The sequence below is a fragment of the Edwardsiella hoshinae NBRC 105699 = ATCC 33379 genome, from assembly GCF_000474215.1.
GTDB classification, from domain to species: domain Bacteria; phylum Pseudomonadota; class Gammaproteobacteria; order Enterobacterales; family Enterobacteriaceae; genus Edwardsiella; species Edwardsiella hoshinae.
In genome coordinates this window covers 16,133-35,322 of sequence record NZ_BAUC01000040.1, presented here as the reverse complement: position 1 = coordinate 35,322, position 19,190 = coordinate 16,133, and the positions used below count along the sequence as shown (strand labels likewise).

Below are 19,190 nucleotides of genomic sequence, written 5' to 3'. Positions count from 1 at the left end.
GATACAAATCAGGCGTTTTTCGAATCTTTAAAAGCACTAATAACGTTGGAGAAAGCGGCTAATTGATAACGGCTAAAATCTATTGTCATACATAAGAAAAATAACATTATCAAAACAAACAAAACGACAGGCCATGACATATCAAATACACCACAAGCTATAGATGACAAAAAAGATATACCCAACCCAAATATCATGTAAATTTTCATTTTACCACCCAATTCATTATAGAGCACCGATTTATCCCTAAAATGCTTTGGAACTGATAAAAACAAAGCCCTGGCATTTGACGTAGCCATAATAACAACCAGTCCCATTATCAAACAAAAAATTAAAGAGAACTCAACATCCCTTCCTCTTAAACCACTTGAAAAAATAGACGAAATATAAAAACACATAAAAAACCACACAGCAAACAAAAGGCCAGGCCATACACATAACCACATTGATGGTACCTCAATCTCGCTACTCAAGAGAATATCTTTAAGTTCCTCCGTCTCTCTTTTTATTTGAGATTGCGTAATCATTTTCTCTGCCCTCTCTCATTTTCATCTTGAAGTTTCTTTGCTTTCTCTAACAGTTCTTCTTTTGTATCTGCGCCAGGCATTAAATCCATTTTCGCTTTTGCTGATTGATAACCAACATGATATTTATCTTGTTGCTGCTTATACTCCTGCCCTAAATGACTATATTCCCCTTTGACTTCACCTGTTTGATTATTGATCTCATTTTTAGCAGAATGCTGCCGGTTCTGGTTTTCATCGACCATGTGCTCGACTTTACTGCGCACATTGTTCGGCAACTCCGCCTGCTGAGTCTGACGTTCAATAGTCGCACTATTGGCTTGATAGTCCGCCATCACATCGGCCTGATTACCGCCCGCTGATACCGCGCCCATCCCTTTCCCGACCTGTTGACGACCATGCGCATACTCACCATCAACACGCGGTGCCACCTGTTCACGCACAAACTCACGCGCCAGCTCTTCCCGCTGTGCGGCAACGTCAGGCGACGCAGTGTTGGTCAGGATAGCCTCCGCATTTTCTGGTGCACGTTGCTGCACAAAGTTCACAAACTGTTGCGTCAAGTTTTCACTCATCTGCCCACTCATGCTTTCAGTCCGAGAAGCCATTTCCGCATACTCATGGCTGCGAGTATTGCTGGCCGTATACTGGTCGTAACTGTTCTTGGCTGAACTCAGCGAAGCAGACAACTGATCCACGCGTGAGGTTGCATTATTCTCAGTATGGCTCCCTGACTGACTGGTACGGTGACTGCTGAGATAATCCAGGCTCTCTTTAAAATCGCGGGCAGCCTGAGCATTGCTATCATGCCGCATATCATTGGTTTGACGATGTCCATCAGTAATACTGTCAGTTTCACCATCACTCCAGGTGTTCCCAACAGAACCTCTCCCGCCAGCATACGCACTCATGCCAGTTGCCCATTTACCAAACTTGGAGGGTAACATGTCACCAGAGTCCCATTTACCACCGGCATAACCCTCAAGAGTTTTATTTAACCTTGAGGATTTATCCATCAAGGTATTAAACGCCTGCTCATTACTGATATGGTTAGCCTTGGCATAGCTCTGCACCGCATTCCACATCTGGCCACGCATCATTGACTCTTGGGTATTTTGGGAATTATCTGCGCCACTGACATAACTGCTGCTACTTCCCATATTGGAGCCAAACTGCTTCAAGCTATTCCAGGCGCTGCTTACACTATTGGTATAACCTTGTAATGCACTCTCTGCCTGCACCGCAGACTCACGCGCCATTTGCTGCTGAGCACTGGCAATCTGCCGCGTGACATTTATATCAACGGGTAGTTTTGACATGGCACCACTGCTGTCATAAACCATATTGCCATCCCGCGTTTGTGTCGCCGTTCCCCCCGATCCCGTCTGACTTGTCAATTGTCCAAACGAGGTCGTGCTATTGGTATTCCAGCTATAGCCGTTAACGTTGTCAGTCTGCATATTGGCAAAGGTATAATTACCATCAACGGCACTGGATGATGCTGCGGTAGTTGAACTGAGCGAAGCGGACCCCAGGGATGAACTGATGCTCGAAAATACCTGCCCCAAACCCATCACCATCTTCCAAGAAAGGAACGGGATCATCATTGAGATATATCCAGCAGTGGTGGCGATATCAGAATATTTCACCTGTACCCGTGACAGCTCAGATAATACAACCGGCACGCCATTCTGTTTTGCATAATAGGTCATCGCACTATTAAGTATGGCATATAATAATGGCCATGTCTGCAACCACATAAAGGCAAATAGATAACCTTTGAGCACCGTCAATGTTACCATATTAAACATGCCGGCAACCATCATTATTGGGAATAAACCAATCAGTATTCCCATGATAATCACCTGCATCATCGGCAATGAGCGTAATGCAACCTGACCTACTGAGGCATGAGCCAATCGTTGCTTTTCGAGTGAGGATGTAGTGGCAATATTAATTAAGCTAGATGTGTCACCATTGCGTGCGGCATAACTCAGAACACCTCCACGTAAAGCATTTAATGTTACATTCTGGCGAAGTATCTGAGAGGCATTTTTAGATGAGCCGTAAAAATAATTATAACTATCACCAATCAACTGACTAAATAGCAAGTCGGGATTAGGGCGACCACCAAATAGTTGCCGGACGTAATAACGCCATGTTTTTCCGCCATTCTGCGTATCTAATGCCAGCATTCGTTTCAGATCAACAGCCGCCTCCTGACAAGTTCGAAAATTATTATTTTTATCGAAGACACCACGTAACGGACTTGGACGAGAGAATATCAAAGTATAGGGGTCGGATGAATTCATTAAGTCTTCAAAGGTATACTTATGATTTAGAAAGATGTCCCCCATCACACAATTTTGCACGTAATCCGTAAATAGGTTTATCAGCTCAGGATTACGAGATAAAAAATCGGTGCTATGTGCAACCAGATTGGCACCAAACAACATCCCGGTTTTACTGTATGTCACACTATCCGGTTGAGAGAAGACAGTCTCATAACCTTGCACTAACGCGTGACCTATCCGTGTTGTCAGTGAGGCTGGCAATGCCAGACCAACCGGAACATTATCGACTTGATAGACACGAGCCATATCACTACTATCGATAATTTGAATGGGGGAGCGCATTCCTACCATCATCCCGATTACGGTGATTGAGACTGCCCATCCCAGCATATCCATTACGTTATGGCGCCGAATCCAAATCAATGCCACCGCCAAGGCTGAAAAGAGAATAGCCATGCGTTCAAGCGTTTTCCAAGTATCGGTTCCCATGAAGGCCGCAATGGCATTAAAGGTACCACGCAGCCACTCACCGCCGGCAATCGTGTAGATCTCTAACATCACTGTACCCCGCTAAAGTGGTAATTATTCTGATAGCGCGTCATCATTCGCGCCGAAACCTGCTGACGCATATAACTCATCTGGCGATCTATCACTAATAACGCATCCTGTTGAACCTGAACCCGAGCCTGAAATGCGGCGAGTTGCTGCGTCGCCTGATTAAGATTCTCAATCACTTTATCCATAGCCGCCTCGTCATAATTGCTTACCGCCAACGATGCACGTGCCTGCTGGATTAACTCCTGGATATACTGCAATAAAATGTCATAGCCGATATAGTCGGTCAGTTGATACAACAGGCTATTCGATACCCCCAACATTTGAGGATCGACTAGATATTTGAAAACAGGGATCGTAGTACTTGAAATAAACCCTTTTTCTTGTGGTGTTAATGCTGTATCGGTAACAGCCTTGTTTTGAATGCTTGTCAACAGATTGCGAATCTGTGCTTTAAACGCTCTATCCCGACTAATCGTTACATTAGTATTGGGCACAACTTTCAGGCACTTATCCGCATCATTACAGTGGTAGATCTGTGCGGTCCCACCCTCCATCATCGCTTTAACCAAATCCCGATCGGTCGTTCTGGCAGGTAGCGGGGTGATTTCCCCCTTAGGACCAAACACCAGGGAGCCGGTCAGCGTCATGATGAACTCTTTTAGTTCTTTGTTACCATCGAACATGCGGTTTTTGGATAGGGCATGCCAGATCAAGTTCAAGTTCTTTGTGATACGCTCCTTATCCTTGTCGGCAGCCCTGTCGCGTACACTATCCAACCTCCCCCCAACCGTACATCCTTGGCGAGATGCCGCCCAATCCGCAAAGATATTGCTCTCCCCGGCTATATCCTGACAAACCTTCTGCTGGGAGACCTGAGTCCGGGGAAATAACCCACCAACGATGCCTTGTGCCGCCTGGCACGAACTGAGGTTCATGCTGTTAATGTCACTGGCCATCTTCTGCAAAAAGTCTTTAGCCTGTTTAATCTCCGGCACTGTAGTCTGCAACGCCAAGTCAAAAAAGTAGCCCGCCGCATTGGACATAATCTGTTTGGCAAAACGCTGCAGCTGTTCGCCGTTAATGAAACTGAATGCCCCTAAATAGGCGTCAATCCCTCCGCAGCCGGCATTAATATCAGGCAGGGTCATCGAAATCAGCTGTATCTGCTTTACTTGCGTGCGTGCATACAGTGACCCTCCAGACGCATAACCCGCAGCTTGCCCCTGCCACACCTGAGGTTGGCTGGTATTCGATGCAAAACCGAGGCGATTGAAGAAGTTGTTCATATCATTATTCACATCCGCTATCGCCGTACAGGACAGAGCCAATAATGCACTGCACAAAAAAGCCACCTTATGCATTATCATCCCCCTCATGTTTATCACCATGCTGCCGATGTAATACAGGAAGCATCACAACATTCCCTTTATCACTGGGACCATCCCCATAATATTTTTGATAAAGCACCGCATAGATAGCATCGACATACTGGCAGAGTTTTTTTATCGTTGATTCGGCAGGGCAAAAATACATACACTCTGGTATCCGAGTTTTCTTTTCACCAATCGTCTTTTCCCAAAGATGCCCATAGGCATAAAATTTATTGCCAATCCATACCGAATAGATAACATCACCATATTTTAATGACACCGTATATTTATCAATATTAACAAATTCGCCTTTGTCTATTAAAAGCCTTAATTGCGCGTCCCATCCAGCATTAAAATCATGTTGGTATGGGTAGCCATGTTCATGTTCGACGTCCTCCTTATCAGTAGATAAGGCGTTTTTTTGAGGAGAAAGGTAAGCATCAATGGCAAACCTAAAACGCACCACAAGCTCCAATAACCAAATAAGAGTAAATGCCAGACTGAGTAACAGTAATATAATAGGAATATATTTCATCAGAACATCGTAGATCATCTCTACTCCGTTCACCTTGAAATCAACCACCCCTGCACTGCGCGACATCTCAATGGTGAAGTAAACACTGCCAGTTCCAATAAAAAAGCAAATCCACGAAGAGATCATAAAGCCGAAAGTACATTCACGAAAACGCATACTTTTCACTTTACCCAAAATTACTTTCATTCGGTTAATCATGGGTATTTCCTTCAATATTCCCATACAATTCCTGAGACATCCGCCTCAGGTCAATCCAAAAACTTAATGCTATAATGCAATACACGATCCACACTACCGTAAACGCTATTGCAAACAGCAATAAACCCCCTGGTACGATATACATCGCAACATTCCATATTGCTTTCACCATTTGCCCATCGAGGTCTAACTTATTAATCGAAAATGCAACATCAAAAATCTCGTGACTAATCTGATAGCTCAAAAAGCCCACAATCCAAAAAACAAGAGCCAGATTTGAAAATACTTCTTGAAAAATAGCATTACGTTTCCGTAATAGTTTAATCTTCTCAATTTTATTTAATATTTTTTGATTGTTTATTTTGCGCATTGTTACTCTCCATCACGGTTTCCTGAAACACCGTATCAAGCCGGGTTAAAAACGCCTGACTATCGGTAGCTCCCTGTAACAACGGCCAGGTCGCCAACGTATTCACGTTCACCAGGAATGTCGTCGGGGTGGCGATCGGCATCGGCGCCGGGAAAAAGGCCTGCATCACCTCCACAGGCGCCGGTAAGGCATTGGGATAGGCTTCATCCCCCTGCCCATCAATGGTGTAGGGAAAAACCGAGAATCCAATCTCTTCACTGAGGGACTTCAACAGCGGATCAAAACGCTGGCAGTACGGGCAGTGCCCCTGCATGAATAGCACCACCTTCCACTGGCTTAAATCGACACGCTGACCATTACTCAAGGTGTACCAGCGCACAGCCGGTCGAGAAGGCGCGGAATCTGCGGGTACGGCTTTATCGGCCGTCGCCAATCCCTTCGGGTTATAAAGTGCCGCCACATCATCGCGCACCGACGCCTGGGCGGCGCCGACCATCAGCAGTGTCACGACAAGACTACGCATCACCGTTTTCATCATGCTGACGCTCCTCATGCTCAATATCTGCCAGCCATTTATTCAAGATCTTGTAACCCCCGATAATTACCATCACTACAGCAATCAACTCAGCTAACTGAATGGCCATCATCGGTTGTTTACGCACCAAGCGGGCAACAATGTGAAACCAGCCGCCCAAGGCGGCAACCCACATCCCGGTAATATCAATGTCAGGGAAACGGAGTTTACGCATACAGGTCACCTTAGAAATTGGGTTTAAAATCGGTAGAGACATGCAAGAACTGCTTGGCTAAATCGTCCTGGCTAATAAAGCCATAAGAGAGCGGTTTCACGGTGCCAGCACGTGGATCGACCAACATCATGGCAGGGAAATAATGCACCCCCAGACGGGCGGCCTGCCCTTGATCTTGGCGGGTATCGGATAATAACGGGTTGACGACGCCATCGACAGTCACGGGAATAACACTGAGATGGTAAGTTTCACGGAAATTTTTAATAACCTGAGCCAATTGGCCATCAATCGGCTCTTTCCCGCGATAAAACACCATCACGCCATAATGTTGGCTAAGCTTCTCGATCGCTTCACGTTGTTGTGCATAATCAGCTGCTAACTGATTTTTTACCGTTCCATTGTAATGACTATATTTTAAGTTGTAATCCAGTTCGGGATGCTCAAGCATGGCTTTTTTAGCGCTCATGGAGAATAGCCCCGCTTGCTGTGTCCAATAATTTTGCATTTGGAAATAGCGGACAAAGTTAGGCACGCTCGGATAAAGGATAGCGTTATATAAAGCCTGCTTAGTTCCAGCCTGCAATCGTTCTAATTTTTCCATAATCGTTAACGCTTGAGCAGACTGTGGTGCAGGTTTCGTTTTTGGCTGTTCTTCATCTCGCTGCTTTTTGGGCTCGTTATACCATTGCCATCCAGCATCCTGTGCAACAGAAATAACAGGAACAATGAATAACAGGCAGGTTATAAGCGTCAGAACACGCATGGCGCACTCCATTAGAAAACAAATAATCGTTTATTTTGCGACGCGCTTCATCTTGTCGGCAATCTGATCACGAACCCGATTTAATAATGCATCATGATTCGGTATTGCCTGGTTTTTCATGAGATCTTCTGAAAAATTAGAAAAATCCAAACGATCAAAATTAATACGCTGGAGCTCTTCTACTGTAATTCCTCGGCAATCTGGACTGCTAGCATCGCCAAAGCCGACCCCTAACTGCCACTGACGTCCCTGTTGTTGCACAATTTGCGCTAAAATACTGTCAAATTGACAGTAACTCCTTTTCTTCTCAACACAGACACCCAGCACTTTCTTTGAGCAAAACTCCCCGACGCTGACCGTCAGTTTTTTTGCTTTCGCTTTAGCGAGCGCCTTCTCCTCACTGCTACAACGCGCCAACCCTAGATCCTGTCCCCATCCCGAGTCAGTGCAGCAATTGCTAAAGCCTACGGCAAACTTCTTGCAAAACTTGGGCTGGCCAGTAAAGGCTCGCACATCAATGCCATTCATCGCAGCGATATCCTTACCAGCTGCCGCCACCGCAGCCAGCTCGGAGACGGCCTGAACAAAGTCATTTCCTTTTGTCCCCTTCTGCGTTTTGTCACAACTACCGTCGAGACAAAAGACATCCCCACCACAAATCATCATTTTCCCGGTAGTACGAGTTTCACAGGAAAACGTGGCATTCTCATGCAAACAGATCCCTTCTTCAGAGTTAAAGGCACATTTTCTCGTCGCCAGTGTACAGGACGGATTTTTCATATACGCATCACAGGTGCCATTACTGGCCGGTTGCGTCATATAGGTGTCTTTATATTGCCAACAATCACTATGAAGTGAATAGGTTTTACCTTCACGCTGAATGCTGCGCGTCCCGCCGGGGGAAATACATTCCTGTTTTAGCGGTTTTCCCTCTCGCTTATCAAAGGGGCAATTTTCTGTCCAGACAATACGCGGTTTAAATTCCCTTGTTCCTGTTTTAACATGCAAGGTGATAACAAAATATCCGCTATGTCGATTATAAAAACCAACCGTCATCCAGGGCATACCAACATGGGAAGTAAACATCGTGATTTTTTGCCCAGGCGAAATTCTACCTTTAGGATAAAACATACGTGTTCCCGAGTTCAGTGAGACCCAGGTCCCCAATACGTTAAGTGTCATATCCGTCGTAAAACCTATCTGATTATGGGCCATCTTTGCCCACATGATTTCGCCGCTCATCCCGGCAGGGACGGTAAAGCGCACCTCAGCCCGATAGTGACCCTCGGTAAAGGTCAATTTCCTGGAGTCGATGATAATATCCTGCTCAACCGTTGAATCGACCCAATCTCCCACAATCGAGGCCGTCCGGGTGCAATATTGATCAACCTGGACATCACGCTCACAGGTGTAGTTGATAAACTCGCTGCGCGTGACAGCCTTAGCTTCACAGGTCATCTTATTCTTGCCCACAATACTGTCTGCCCGCTTTTCCACATCCTGGGCTGCCTTGATAAAGGGGGCATCCGGTGAGATAGGCTCTTTAGGATTGTTGAGCACCGAATCATTCACCGCCGTGCCAACCTCACTTTTACTCCAGTGCTGTGATCCCTGATTTTTTAACGCACTATCATCCGAGGCCGTCACACCGCCATAATAGTCTCGCTGAGGCGGTGTCGCCGTGTAATTGGGGATCGCTGTGGTGGGATTGAAATTCTTCAATGTCCGCTCCCCTTGTCCCTGCACCTGTTTAGCAAAGTCTGCTCCCGCGCGGTAATCGGTTTGGCCATCAGCCCATACCGTCACCGCCGAGCACATTAAGAGCAACGCAATGAGCTGGCATCGCCACGCTTTCCTCTTAACCATGCTGCGCCCCCTGCTGCAAAATCTGCTGCGCCTCGCCAGCACAGGTCCCTTGCTCCACCACTTTCTGCAGCGCTAAATCCAGCCGCAGATTGCCCCGGATCACATCAAAGCCCTGCTCGCAATGCACGACCAGCGCCGGTACGCTGTTGATGCCGTACTGGCTGTAGAGTGTGGGGTCTATTTGAACGCCCTCCGTTGCGCCGTTTTGCACCAGATGTAACACGGCGTCTACGGTTTGCTTCATGTCGTTATTGACCAATCCCCGCAGCGTCGCCGGTATCCCATAGCGTCGGGTTTCATTTAGCATCCGCTGCAAACCTTCTTCAGGAATAGAAAATGAGACAAAGTAAATGGCGCCGGTGGTGGGCTTCCTCTGTTGTGCCTGCTGCTGTTGCTGGGCCAGTTTATGAATAAAGCTGCGGTCTTGGGCATTCAGCGGGTTATTTTGCATCTGTTGCTTCAGCCAGTTTTCCATTTCCGGCTGCGGTTTATTTCTCAGCTGCTCGCTGATGTTTTCCTGCTGCTTAAGCCATTCCCTATCAGACGACATTTGTTGCTGCAGGCGCCTTTCCATCTGACGGGTATTTAACTGATTGTTGGCATTAGGCGAAGCGAATACGGGCAAGCACAGCCCCATCATAATTATTGCGATAAATTTCATTGTAACCTCACGACCGAGAAATAATGACGCACTGGCCTGCTGGGCATCGAGTACTTCACGGACCTGTCTGACCGACTCCGACTGTTGCAGAGTATCGGCGGCAATAGATTGGCTGATTTGATGCACGTCCTGCAGCAGAGAATTCAGAACATTACGAGTCATGTACTGGCTCCTAATTTAGGATGCGAACACAAAGTGAATGCTTCATGAACACTCCCCAAGATGCCGGGATTACGCGCCCGGCCGCGTTGTGATAACGTCATATCGTCTGATTAGCGCAGACATAATCTGATATCAACAAGGAGTTATAATGAGCAATAATCAAGTTACAGATAATCATGATAATCCCACACTCAATAATTTATGCAAAGAAATGGTTGATGCTATAATTGCAACGACAAAAATCGTCGATTAATATTACTCATCAGCTCGACGTTCAAGACTGGCAGCCAAATCCTGCCAGTCACTCATTTCATGATTGCTTGAAATTATTTTCTTTGAGCAGTGGATATCTCGTACGGCTTTACCTTTATTCTTGCTATTCAATTGAGGTATTTCTCCTGTTTCCAAATCAACATTAATATCGACATTTCTCTTAATATCATTCATCTTAAACATCTCCTTTATTTATTAATATCATCGGGTTACAAGAACACACAGTTACGTTTACGCCACATCAGGTAGCCGAAATTCTTCTTGCTGTTCGGGGCGTTGTGCCCGGCCTCCCACCGCATGACGCTGCGCCCCATAGGATGACATCGAGCGCTATCGGGGTGCATGTTGACCATCTGATAGCGCCAACGCTCTTTCGGAATAATGGGGGACGGATACTGGTAGCAAACGGCTCGATCCTTCCCCACACTCTCCATAATTTGTCCTTGCCTGTGTAACTTGAATGCCATTCGTTCACTGACCAGTACCGAGGATTGCAACGGGCTAAATTCATTACTGACCCAACCATTAAAGGGATACATCGAGCCTTGGGCGCCTGCGCACCAAAACAGTGGATCGAGGGGAAGATGAAATGCACTGGCCAACGCGTCGGCCGCACACGCACCTTGCGCCAGTGGGTTGGCAAAAATCACCGCTTCCGGGTTCAGGATGGTAGTGAGACTGCTGTCCACCCAGGTCGGATCAATCTCGCTCAGGTAGGCAATATCGAGATCCCCGCCCTCCAGGCATCCCACAGAAGTGATAATGTTCAACCAATAGGTCAATGGGTACTTGTACCAATGCACGTGGTAAAACCCGCCAGCGACATCTTTATCACTTTGCCCTGCCGTACCAGTCCCTGTCTTACCGAGGTTGATACTAAATCCACCCAGGTTCACCATGCAGCCAGGCGATCGCGTCACATCCGTTAACGCCATCGGTTCCCAATAACCGATAGCCAATCCAGGCCGGACAAAAATGGGCGGCGGTGCCGGGCACAGTTGAAGTGGTGAGCTAGGATTAGCCGTATCGGGGGCCGCCCCGCCACCGACCTTAATACTGCCAATCGATAGGGGGAAAATGCACTTCCAGCACACATCGGTGATCGGATTTACAAAATGACCTTCACAGCTAGCATCTGCCTGGACTGCCCTAACAGGAAGTGCCGCCAACACGATCGCCAACCATCCGCTCCAGGCTATCCGGGTAATCATGTTCATTGGTTACTCTCCTCAGGAGGAAAAGTCTCAATGTGCAGACGTAATCCACTCGGTGTAGGCGTTACACGGGCTGGCACCGACGAGATCCCCAGGCGTTGACATAGTGCGCCGTTCTGATCGAAATAAATCCGGCTATCCAGCGCAGCCGACGCGTCAGGAATATTCCCTTTAACCAGAATAATTTTGGATAACAACGTGGTAGGTTTCTGCCGCTTCATCCAGGCGATCTGCGCTGGCGAATCTGCATCGATAAAGTAAAGCGTCTGCATAAACGGCACCGTCTCCAACGGATTAATCACCTCCCCTCGCCTAGCGAAAATCTGCCCCTGGTCATCCCGAATATCCTCCGCAAGTTGCACACTCGGATCGAAATAGCGCGAGGTATAGTGTGTCGCTGTTGTGATCCCCTCAACCGGCGTCGGGCGCTGACTATGCTTAACCACGCGCTCCTTAAAGGCCCGCATCTCTTTATCCCATGCGCCGGATTGTTGTAGCTGCTCAAGCCGTTGTGTAATCAACGTCAGCATATCCGGCTCACTAACAGGGTACAGATCTCCCCAAGTCCCCAGATCAGCCGCCCAGGTAATCTGTGCGGCTAATCCTATGCTTAGCCACCCCCAACGCCGGCACATATCAGGACGCCTCCCGCATACGACGTGCGATATCTTGCTGGATAACACGGGTAATATCTGGCGCGCCCTGGACTACCGCCGGCGCAACCAAAATCAGAACATGGTGTTGCTGTTGATAGGTTTGTAAACTCTGCTCTAAAGCCGAGTTAAACCGATCTGAAAGAGCACGGGTTTGTGCCTCCGAGAGCTTCTTCTGACTGGCACTATCAAAAAACGCGTCTACAGTCTGTTTCATATCAAAGGCAACGGCACGTGGGGCACTGTAATGGCAAATACCCCAGGAAATGGCCGCATTGACCAATAGCAGACTGGCAAACAACACGCCCCACCCCAAGCAGCGTTTCCCCTGTGACATTTTTGGTGATGTCATACTGCCTCCTTTTGGTGCTCTTCGACCCAAGCCTCCAGACTGGCCATCTCCTGTGGGAAATTTCGGCATGCCAACTCATACACCGCCTCATGAATCCCAACCCCTTCTTGGCGCTTTTGCTTGATAAACTCAAAATCTTCACCGTTCGAAGAGTACATAGCTCGACTGAGTGGATCGACAAACAACCGATGCCAAGAGGAATACGCCTCTACGGACAACATAAATGAGCTGAACCACTGCTCTTTAGCCGCGCCAAACTTACCGATCATGTCTTTCTCAAACCGGTTGAACTGGTCTGGATAAAGCTGATTGTATTTGGCAAACGCCTTCGCGCTCTGCTTCAGGATGATTTTGTAAGAGGAGTTGCTCCAGGCGGCACGGGCAGCGCTTGACGCCTCGGGGGAATCAAAATCGACGATATTTTGAGTGATGGTGATATAGGACCCACGGTGCCGGCGAGCGGTTCGGTAACCCTTCTCGATAAAGGTACCGACCTTTTCATTTTTAAAGTCCAGTAGCTTCCAACCTTCATCGATAACGTTCAGTTTTTTCAGACTACGTGGTGAGTGATACATACGGTTCTCGATATAGATAATCAGTGAGAACATCACAGCGATCAGCAATGAGGGACGACTTTCTAGACCACCTAGCTCCAATACCACCATGCGAGCATCATCATGTAACGAGGGTTGATCAGAGTTGAAGTATTCCCCGTAAGTTCCCCCGACCGTGTACTGATCCAACAGAATGATCATCTCATCCAGGCGACTACGAATGGTCGGCGAATCCCGGTGCTGCTCGCTGTTTCGAGCCTCTTTCAGGTAATCCACAACATCATCGATACGGGCACGATTCTGCTTGCTCAGCCACGCTGCTTTTACCGCCTGTAATAGCAGCCCCTCATGCACCTCATCCAGATTACCGTTTGGGCTGGCCATCACTGACAGTTGGTCACGGATACGCTCCGCAGACAGATCGATATCCTGAATATTGGCAAAGGGATTAAATTTTAGGGTATCGCCATCAAGGTAAACCCCGCCCATGTTTTCACAGAGGGACTTATAGCCATCCCCCATGTCAAACACCCAGGCAAACCCGCCGCTATCCAACACGCTACGGATCAACGGTTGAATCAACCCCGTCTTCCCGGCCCCCGAGGTTCCACACACCGCCATATTAAAATTGGTGTTATCCATCTTGTCGTAATACAGATCGATAAAAGCTAATTGGTTGCGATATGTCGGTGCCAATAGACCAGAGGGCGCCAGCGGGCGATCGGCCACTACCGGCATCAGATTGGCGACATTGAAAGACTCAGCCCGATGAACAACGCCGGCATCCTGTAAGTATTTGAATAGCCCTTCTCCAGCCTTAAAGGGCAAGGCGGTAAGGAAGTTGCGCAGCTGATTAAAACGCGGAGAGATCAGTTCAATCCCATTTTTACGGTAGCTATTAAGGATATCTTGCTCATAGGCCAATGCCTTCTCATTATCATCCTCACAAAAGGCTGTCAGGTTGAAGAAATAGGAGACGATAGCAGACTGGTTACTGCTCAAACGCTGACGCAGATCGCCCCACTCCTTCGCCTGCTTTTCTACGCCGGGAAAGAATTTCCCATACGAGGTTTTTGACTTTTTCTCACAGTCTAAATACTTCAGATTGGCTTCTTGATGGGCTTTCACCTGATCTTCCACCATCAGGGTCAGCGTCAGGATGAACGGGCAGGAGATGGACAACTCCGGGTTCAGCAAATTGCTATAGTTATCGGCACTACTCCATAAAAAGGCCATCTCCGGGTTACGCTCTAACTGAAAGTTCAACACCCGGGCGATGCTGTTTTTTTGGCTACGGTTATTTCGCAGCCCGATGGTTAAATTTTCAGCTTTTACCCGTAGATCAAAACTGTCATCCACGCACTGATAGTTCAGGTCAATATAGGGGTCAAGCGGCCGCGCACTCGGGTATAACTGACCAGGATTGTGATTAATCATCTCCCCAACAATGTTGATAAACGCCTGTGCGTCAACAGACTGGGTATAGATACGCGCCCCCTGTAATGATGCACGGATCACCTTCACCGTATTCTCCAGCTCGATCATATTGGCTTTGCTTTTTTTCTTGCTGGGTACACAGCAGGAGATAAACACCCGATAATTCCGCAAGGTTAGCGGTAGGTTTAACCCTTCTGGCAAAGAGAAATGCTGCTCGGCAGCGCGCAGGTAGTAAGCCCGTGTAATCGCGTTGAACTTGTCGGCCTGTGGCCCAGACCAAGAAAACTCGCGTAATCCATAGTCCACCATACCGCCGACTTGCTTGCTGGACATCAGGTGGATCGACAAAGGCGTGCCTCGTGGCATTTTGGTGCGTAGCAAGCTTTCCAATGCCAAAACAACCTGTTCATTGGCACCAACAAGTGGCTGCGCCTCAAGCATAAAGCCAATGGTACTGTCATTAATAAACAATCCGGTTTCCGGGTCATAATCTTTATAAGGAAGAATCCGGCTAAACTGCGGAAATGACAAATTCTCCAAAATCTGGTTTGCCTGCGCGGATTCATCAGGCAGTTTCAAGGCAGTCAGTAATGAGTTAACTGCATGAGTGATAACATCAAGAGGGTTATTCACACAGACTCCTTTATAAAGCACAAACAAAACATAAAACAAAAGGCCTACTCGCTAACGCTCCCGTTTTTAATACATGCAAGAACGCTACCGCCCATCCCTTTTTTACGCCCAGGGCACTCGTAAAAAATAAAGAATGATAGACAGCCAATAACACGCAACGACCTTAGCAACCCCGATTAGTGAATGCGGGGTTTTCCCCAATGTGACGGAGTAATAACAAACAACACCTGACTGGGTTGATGATAAACATCCTGCTTATCGATATAGGGCGCTATCCATAATTGTGCGACCTGCTCGCCGACACGTAATGGTCGAGGATAGCCTGACGCCACGGGAGCCACAGGCATCGGTGCTGTTTTCACCGTCTGCATCGGGCTAATTGGACGATTGGCCGGGGAGATTATTCGCTGCTCAACCGGTGTCGAACCCGTGCCAGTAAAGGGATTACGCGGTGCTGACGGGGCTATCGTGGCACGCGCAATGGGGACCGGCGATACCGATGCAGCCGTCACGGCCAAAGGCACGACTGTGGGTGCAAAACCCCCCTCAGCCAGGCGAGGCAATGCGGCTGCAACCGGCTTTGCGGCCTCCCCCTCCTCACTCAACTTGGCCTTTTCATTTGCCTGTTGCATCGTCATACAGGTATCCGATGTGGTGGCATTACATTCAAAATCACTGCTGGTCCCAGCGCATCCGCTTAATAACAGGGCGCTACCTAATACCGTGAAGATAAGACGCTGCATAGTCACCCCCTTTAATGCTTAGGCGTAGGAAGAATAATTTTTCCCGTCGCATTGTTAAGAATAGAGTCAGGTAATAATGGGTTATCAACAATTGCTTGACGCAATGTATTAATATCATTAAACCAGTGGGCGGTTTTCCCTGCCCCAGCTTTATCCAAAATAAGCGTATGACCCGTTAGGGCGCAGAATGATTTTTGCTTATTAACGTTGCTCATACCCCTTTTTCCTCAGAGGTTATTTCTTGCATCCAACTCACCACTGCCATAAAAAGCAGTCCGATTACGATCCCTCGCCAGCCCATGCCTTCCATTAAAACCGCATAGGTGGCGTCAGCTTGAGATTGAGTCAAGGCGAGTGATGCAAAATCATGATGAAATTGCACCGGATTAAAAACCAGGGCAGACAGCAGAAGCACACCCGATAAAAACCAGAGCATAATATTATAGGCGGCTATCCCAATCACAAAACGACGGAGAAGGTGCAGTGTAAAACCACGTGGGTTAGTGAACCATTGCATTAAAATACGCTGCAAAACAATTTGTGTCTTTTCCTTAAAAGAAAGCTGACGTAGAGGACGCATCATTATTTTCCTCCCGGCATAAACTGATGTGGGTCGATATTTTTAAGTTGCTTCAGCATCTCATCGGTATTAAAACCATTGAGATTATCCGTAGAGGGCATTGCCACTGACGGCGCAGACCGAGGCATCGCCTCCGTCTCGGCAGACTGACGCTGTTGCTTTTCAGCCTCCAGTTCATCAACCGTCTTCAGCTGGAAACCATCTTGAAACACGACGGTAATTTCATTACCGGCGCCAATTGGGATAACCGGATGATATTGCTCCGCCCGCTTGATGTAGTAGTCGCTTAATGTTTGCGCTGCCTTAGCCGAGCCGCCACCAATGCCGGACATCAACACATCGGCGCCACTCATCGAGGCCGTCGCGCCTAGCCCCACAGCTGGCTGCGCAGCCCGATTAATTCCAGATCCGATACCATCAACAAAGCCAGCTCCCCAGGCCCAGCCGAGAATTTTGCCATTACGCATCACGACCTCGCCCTTGATGCCATTTTTCCCTCGGAAATTGACATGCCCAGCGATCGGGAGATCAATCACATCTTTCCCTTTGATACAGCTGAGTTTGCGAGTTCGCACAATGGCGCGTTCACTCGATACATCACCGTATGCCTCCAGACCAACAAAGCATCCCGTCAGGTCATATGTTTTGTTATTCGGCATTTCTAGACGACCGGTGATCCGCAGTTGCATGGGCACCGTGGCTTCATTACCGGTCACAGACGCATTGGCATCGGCCCCTTCGATCAGCATGCCTTTGGCAAAACTCCCTGAGGGAATATAGGGCAGCTTCAGTACTGATTTCTCACCGTGCCCATACGTGAACGTCTTACGGTTTAACTGATTGGGGACCGGAATGGACTGATAGGTTACCTGTGGTGCCGGCGGTGTTCCCACACCAGGGTAAAATGCCGTAGGAGGTGGTACAGCATCTTTCCCTTGAGAAGGAAATATCGCTGGCTGGGGTTCACCCTCTGGTCCCGGTGCCGGTGACGGCGGAGTCGGTGTCGGCTCGCTTGATGCAGTGCCACCAAATTGTGCGAGCTTTTCTTTCAACTGAGCATTCTCCTGCGCCAGCTGATCCATTCGTCGCTGATCTTCAACACGCCCTTTACTAAGCAGATCGATCTCCTGGCTAATACGCTTAAACTCTTTGCGCATTTCCTGCTCAGTCACCTGCATTTCTGTCGTCGCGTGCTGTTGGACCTTGTCATCAAATGCCGTATCTACCACACCTGTCATATCCGGCGCGGGTTCTTGTGCTTCTTCTGCCTGCACATCCCCCTGACCACGAAGATCAAGTTCTGACAGATATAACCCGCCACCGATAGCAATGCCCGCGACCAGAAGAACAACGGCTAACCACAGGTACTGTTTTCGCTTGATCAGAGCATTAATATTCATCAGCGCTCCTCCCCAGAGGTGGTGACGTAAACTTGCATACGACCACCGCCGATAATCTGCTGAGCAGGCCCTACAAACATGATGGCGCGAGTACCGGGCTGCCAGAAATCACGTTCGCTGACATTTTTCGAAGTAGTACCCTGATTTATGACGGTATAACGCACAACTTTAAGGTGATGACCAATCCAGACTTTATCTGTAACGGTCTGTAAGCCTGCTGGCGCTGCTAATGTCTCGTTAGTCACGGGAATAGCATTCCAACCAGCTGGCAAAGTCCCTTCGTGCACACCTTTATTTACCGCGACCAACAGTGCCTCGTAAGGTGAAGACTCCTCCCAGGCGCGCGCCGCCTCCCCGGTACCTAACAAATCACTGACTAACTGAATGGTGCGCCCTTCTCCGGCGCGCGGAACAGCGCGTATCGAAAAATTTAAGCCGCGCTCCGTCTCGATGATGAAGGTAAAGGGTTTCTTATTCAGCGTGGCAACTACCACTCCCCCGCTTGCCGTCTGCTCCTGACGCGTCAACTCACCCTCTAGACTATTGATCGCCGTTATGCGATCGCCGGCCACTGTAAACAGGTTCGGATCGGTGTTACTCAGAGCAATGTTGGCCTGGCCACCGTTGCTCAACGGCACCAGCGTCGGTGCTGTCGCAGTCCGGATACCAGCCTGGCTATAACTGGCAAGCAGGAGCGCACTAACCAGTAATAACGGCTTATTTATTTTCATTGTTCACCTCACCAAAACGCGTTAACCAAGTTGCACCATCTTCACGCTCAAGAATAAGGACGTAATGTTTGATTTCGCTGTAAGGCTGCGAGTTACCGATCCAGGTTTTTAATTCCCCCCGGATATCGACCCGTCCTGCGGCCGGATAAACCTTCACACTAGTCTGATAAAAAGCAGAGTTTACGTTGTTGCCTTTAATCCGCTTGGCATCCTCCGCGAGCCGAATCTTCAGTTCGTTTTGAGAGGCTGGTTTCACAAACGCCAACAGAGCTTGATGAGAAGCATCAACCGTTTCTGGCGTAACGTTCAGGCGCAATGCAATAAAAGAGAGCGCCATTTGCCGAAGGTAGGAGGCATCCTCCTGATTTTGTGAAACAGCAAAGGGAGCTGAGAACAGCATCGGCGTCACCACGGTTCTCTGCTCGTTCTGCAATCGATAGTTATTTATCCCTTGAATAACATTCACGGATAAAGAGAGGAGTAAAAAAACCACCATACCAATAAAGCCGATTGCTAGTACGCGGCCTGTACTCAAACGGGCGCTGTGTTTCATTTTAACTCCTCTGTAAC

The 19,190-nt window shown here is 48.2% G+C and carries 21 protein-coding genes; all 21 read right to left on the bottom strand.

Going from position 1 to position 19,190, the window contains the following annotated elements; all coding sequences use genetic code 11:
* Positions 1-8 precede the first annotated feature (8 nt).
* Positions 9-527: a hypothetical protein gene (locus EHO01S_RS15240; RefSeq protein ID WP_024524783.1), complete on the bottom strand. Its 519-nt coding sequence runs from the start codon at positions 525-527 to the stop codon at positions 9-11.
* Positions 524-3,376 carry a conjugal transfer mating-pair stabilization protein TraG gene (gene traG, locus EHO01S_RS15235; RefSeq protein ID WP_024524782.1) on the bottom strand — a complete coding sequence of 951 codons (2,853 nt, stop codon included), beginning with the start codon at positions 3,374-3,376 and terminating at the stop codon, positions 524-526. The genes EHO01S_RS15240 and traG overlap by 4 nt, the downstream gene beginning before the upstream one ends.
* Positions 3,376-4,737 (bottom strand): conjugal transfer pilus assembly protein TraH, encoded by a 1,362-nt coding sequence (gene traH, locus EHO01S_RS15230; protein WP_370447920.1) that lies wholly within the window; start codon positions 4,735-4,737, stop codon positions 3,376-3,378. The genes traG and traH overlap by 1 nt, the downstream gene beginning before the upstream one ends.
* Positions 4,730-5,479: a hypothetical protein gene (locus EHO01S_RS17965; RefSeq protein ID WP_024524780.1), complete on the bottom strand. Its 750-nt coding sequence runs from the start codon at positions 5,477-5,479 to the stop codon at positions 4,730-4,732. The genes traH and EHO01S_RS17965 overlap by 8 nt, the downstream gene beginning before the upstream one ends.
* Positions 5,472-5,849 carry a hypothetical protein gene (locus EHO01S_RS15220; RefSeq protein ID WP_024524779.1) on the bottom strand — a complete coding sequence of 126 codons (378 nt, stop codon included), beginning with the start codon at positions 5,847-5,849 and terminating at the stop codon, positions 5,472-5,474. The genes EHO01S_RS17965 and EHO01S_RS15220 overlap by 8 nt, the downstream gene beginning before the upstream one ends.
* Entirely contained in the window at positions 5,815-6,387 is a 573-nt protein-coding gene (trbB, locus tag EHO01S_RS15215) for a type-F conjugative transfer system pilin assembly thiol-disulfide isomerase TrbB (protein WP_232238206.1), read from the bottom strand. Before trbB ends, EHO01S_RS15220 begins: the two co-directional genes overlap by 35 nt.
* The gene (traQ, locus tag EHO01S_RS15210; protein WP_024524777.1) at positions 6,365-6,598 is read right to left on the bottom strand and encodes a type-F conjugative transfer system pilin chaperone TraQ; all 234 of its coding nucleotides are present in this window, start codon (positions 6,596-6,598) and stop codon (positions 6,365-6,367) included. The genes trbB and traQ overlap by 23 nt, the downstream gene beginning before the upstream one ends.
* 10 nt (positions 6,599-6,608) lie before the next feature.
* Positions 6,609-7,361, bottom strand: a complete 753-nt coding sequence (traF, locus tag EHO01S_RS15205; protein ID WP_024524776.1) for a type-F conjugative transfer system pilin assembly protein TraF — start codon at positions 7,359-7,361, stop codon at positions 6,609-6,611.
* A 30-nt stretch (positions 7,362-7,391) separates the two neighbouring features.
* Positions 7,392-9,227 (bottom strand): type-F conjugative transfer system mating-pair stabilization protein TraN, encoded by a 1,836-nt coding sequence (traN, locus tag EHO01S_RS15200; protein ID WP_024524775.1) that lies wholly within the window; start codon positions 9,225-9,227, stop codon positions 7,392-7,394.
* On the bottom strand, positions 9,220-9,801 hold the full coding sequence (trbC, locus tag EHO01S_RS17675; RefSeq protein ID WP_035370763.1) for a type-F conjugative transfer system pilin assembly protein TrbC: 582 nt from the start codon (positions 9,799-9,801) through the stop codon (positions 9,220-9,222). The genes traN and trbC overlap by 8 nt, the downstream gene beginning before the upstream one ends.
* A 504-nt stretch (positions 9,802-10,305) precedes the next feature.
* A complete protein-coding gene (locus EHO01S_RS15190; RefSeq protein ID WP_035370758.1) occupies positions 10,306-10,497 on the bottom strand; it encodes a hypothetical protein in 192 nt (63 codons plus the stop codon).
* A gap of 35 nt (positions 10,498-10,532) precedes the next feature.
* Positions 10,533-11,522: a conjugal transfer pilus assembly protein TraU gene (gene traU, locus EHO01S_RS15185; RefSeq protein ID WP_370447921.1), complete on the bottom strand. Its 990-nt coding sequence runs from the start codon at positions 11,520-11,522 to the stop codon at positions 10,533-10,535.
* A gap of 14 nt (positions 11,523-11,536) precedes the next feature.
* Positions 11,537-12,172, bottom strand: coding sequence for a type-F conjugative transfer system protein TraW (traW, locus tag EHO01S_RS15180; RefSeq protein ID WP_024524771.1), 636 nt, complete (start codon positions 12,170-12,172; stop codon positions 11,537-11,539).
* 1 nt (position 12,173) lies between these two features.
* Positions 12,174-12,527 (bottom strand): type-F conjugative transfer system protein TrbI, encoded by a 354-nt coding sequence (gene trbI / locus EHO01S_RS15175; protein ID WP_232238210.1) that lies wholly within the window; start codon positions 12,525-12,527, stop codon positions 12,174-12,176.
* Positions 12,528-12,538: 11 nt separating this feature from the next.
* Positions 12,539-15,166: a type IV secretion system protein TraC gene (traC, locus tag EHO01S_RS15170; RefSeq protein ID WP_024524769.1), complete on the bottom strand. Its 2,628-nt coding sequence runs from the start codon at positions 15,164-15,166 to the stop codon at positions 12,539-12,541.
* A 176-nt stretch (positions 15,167-15,342) separates the two neighbouring features.
* Positions 15,343-15,909, bottom strand: coding sequence for a type IV conjugative transfer system lipoprotein TraV (traV, locus tag EHO01S_RS17670; protein ID WP_035370756.1), 567 nt, complete (start codon positions 15,907-15,909; stop codon positions 15,343-15,345).
* A gap of 11 nt (positions 15,910-15,920) precedes the next feature.
* Positions 15,921-16,124: a hypothetical protein gene (locus EHO01S_RS17665; protein WP_035370755.1), complete on the bottom strand. Its 204-nt coding sequence runs from the start codon at positions 16,122-16,124 to the stop codon at positions 15,921-15,923.
* Positions 16,121-16,492 carry a hypothetical protein gene (locus tag EHO01S_RS15165; protein WP_024524768.1) on the bottom strand — a complete coding sequence of 124 codons (372 nt, stop codon included), beginning with the start codon at positions 16,490-16,492 and terminating at the stop codon, positions 16,121-16,123. The genes EHO01S_RS17665 and EHO01S_RS15165 overlap by 4 nt, the downstream gene beginning before the upstream one ends.
* Complete coding sequence (traB, locus tag EHO01S_RS15160) at positions 16,492-17,892, bottom strand: F-type conjugal transfer pilus assembly protein TraB (protein WP_024524767.1); 1,401 nt, start codon at positions 17,890-17,892, stop codon at positions 16,492-16,494. Before traB ends, EHO01S_RS15165 begins: the two co-directional genes overlap by 1 nt.
* The gene (gene traK / locus EHO01S_RS15155) at positions 17,889-18,620 is read right to left on the bottom strand and encodes a type-F conjugative transfer system secretin TraK (protein ID WP_024524766.1); all 732 of its coding nucleotides are present in this window, start codon (positions 18,618-18,620) and stop codon (positions 17,889-17,891) included. The genes traB and traK overlap by 4 nt, the downstream gene beginning before the upstream one ends.
* Positions 18,607-19,173, bottom strand: coding sequence for a type IV conjugative transfer system protein TraE (traE, locus tag EHO01S_RS15150; RefSeq protein WP_024524765.1), 567 nt, complete (start codon positions 19,171-19,173; stop codon positions 18,607-18,609). Before traE ends, traK begins: the two co-directional genes overlap by 14 nt.
* Positions 19,174-19,190: the final 17 nt, after the last annotated feature.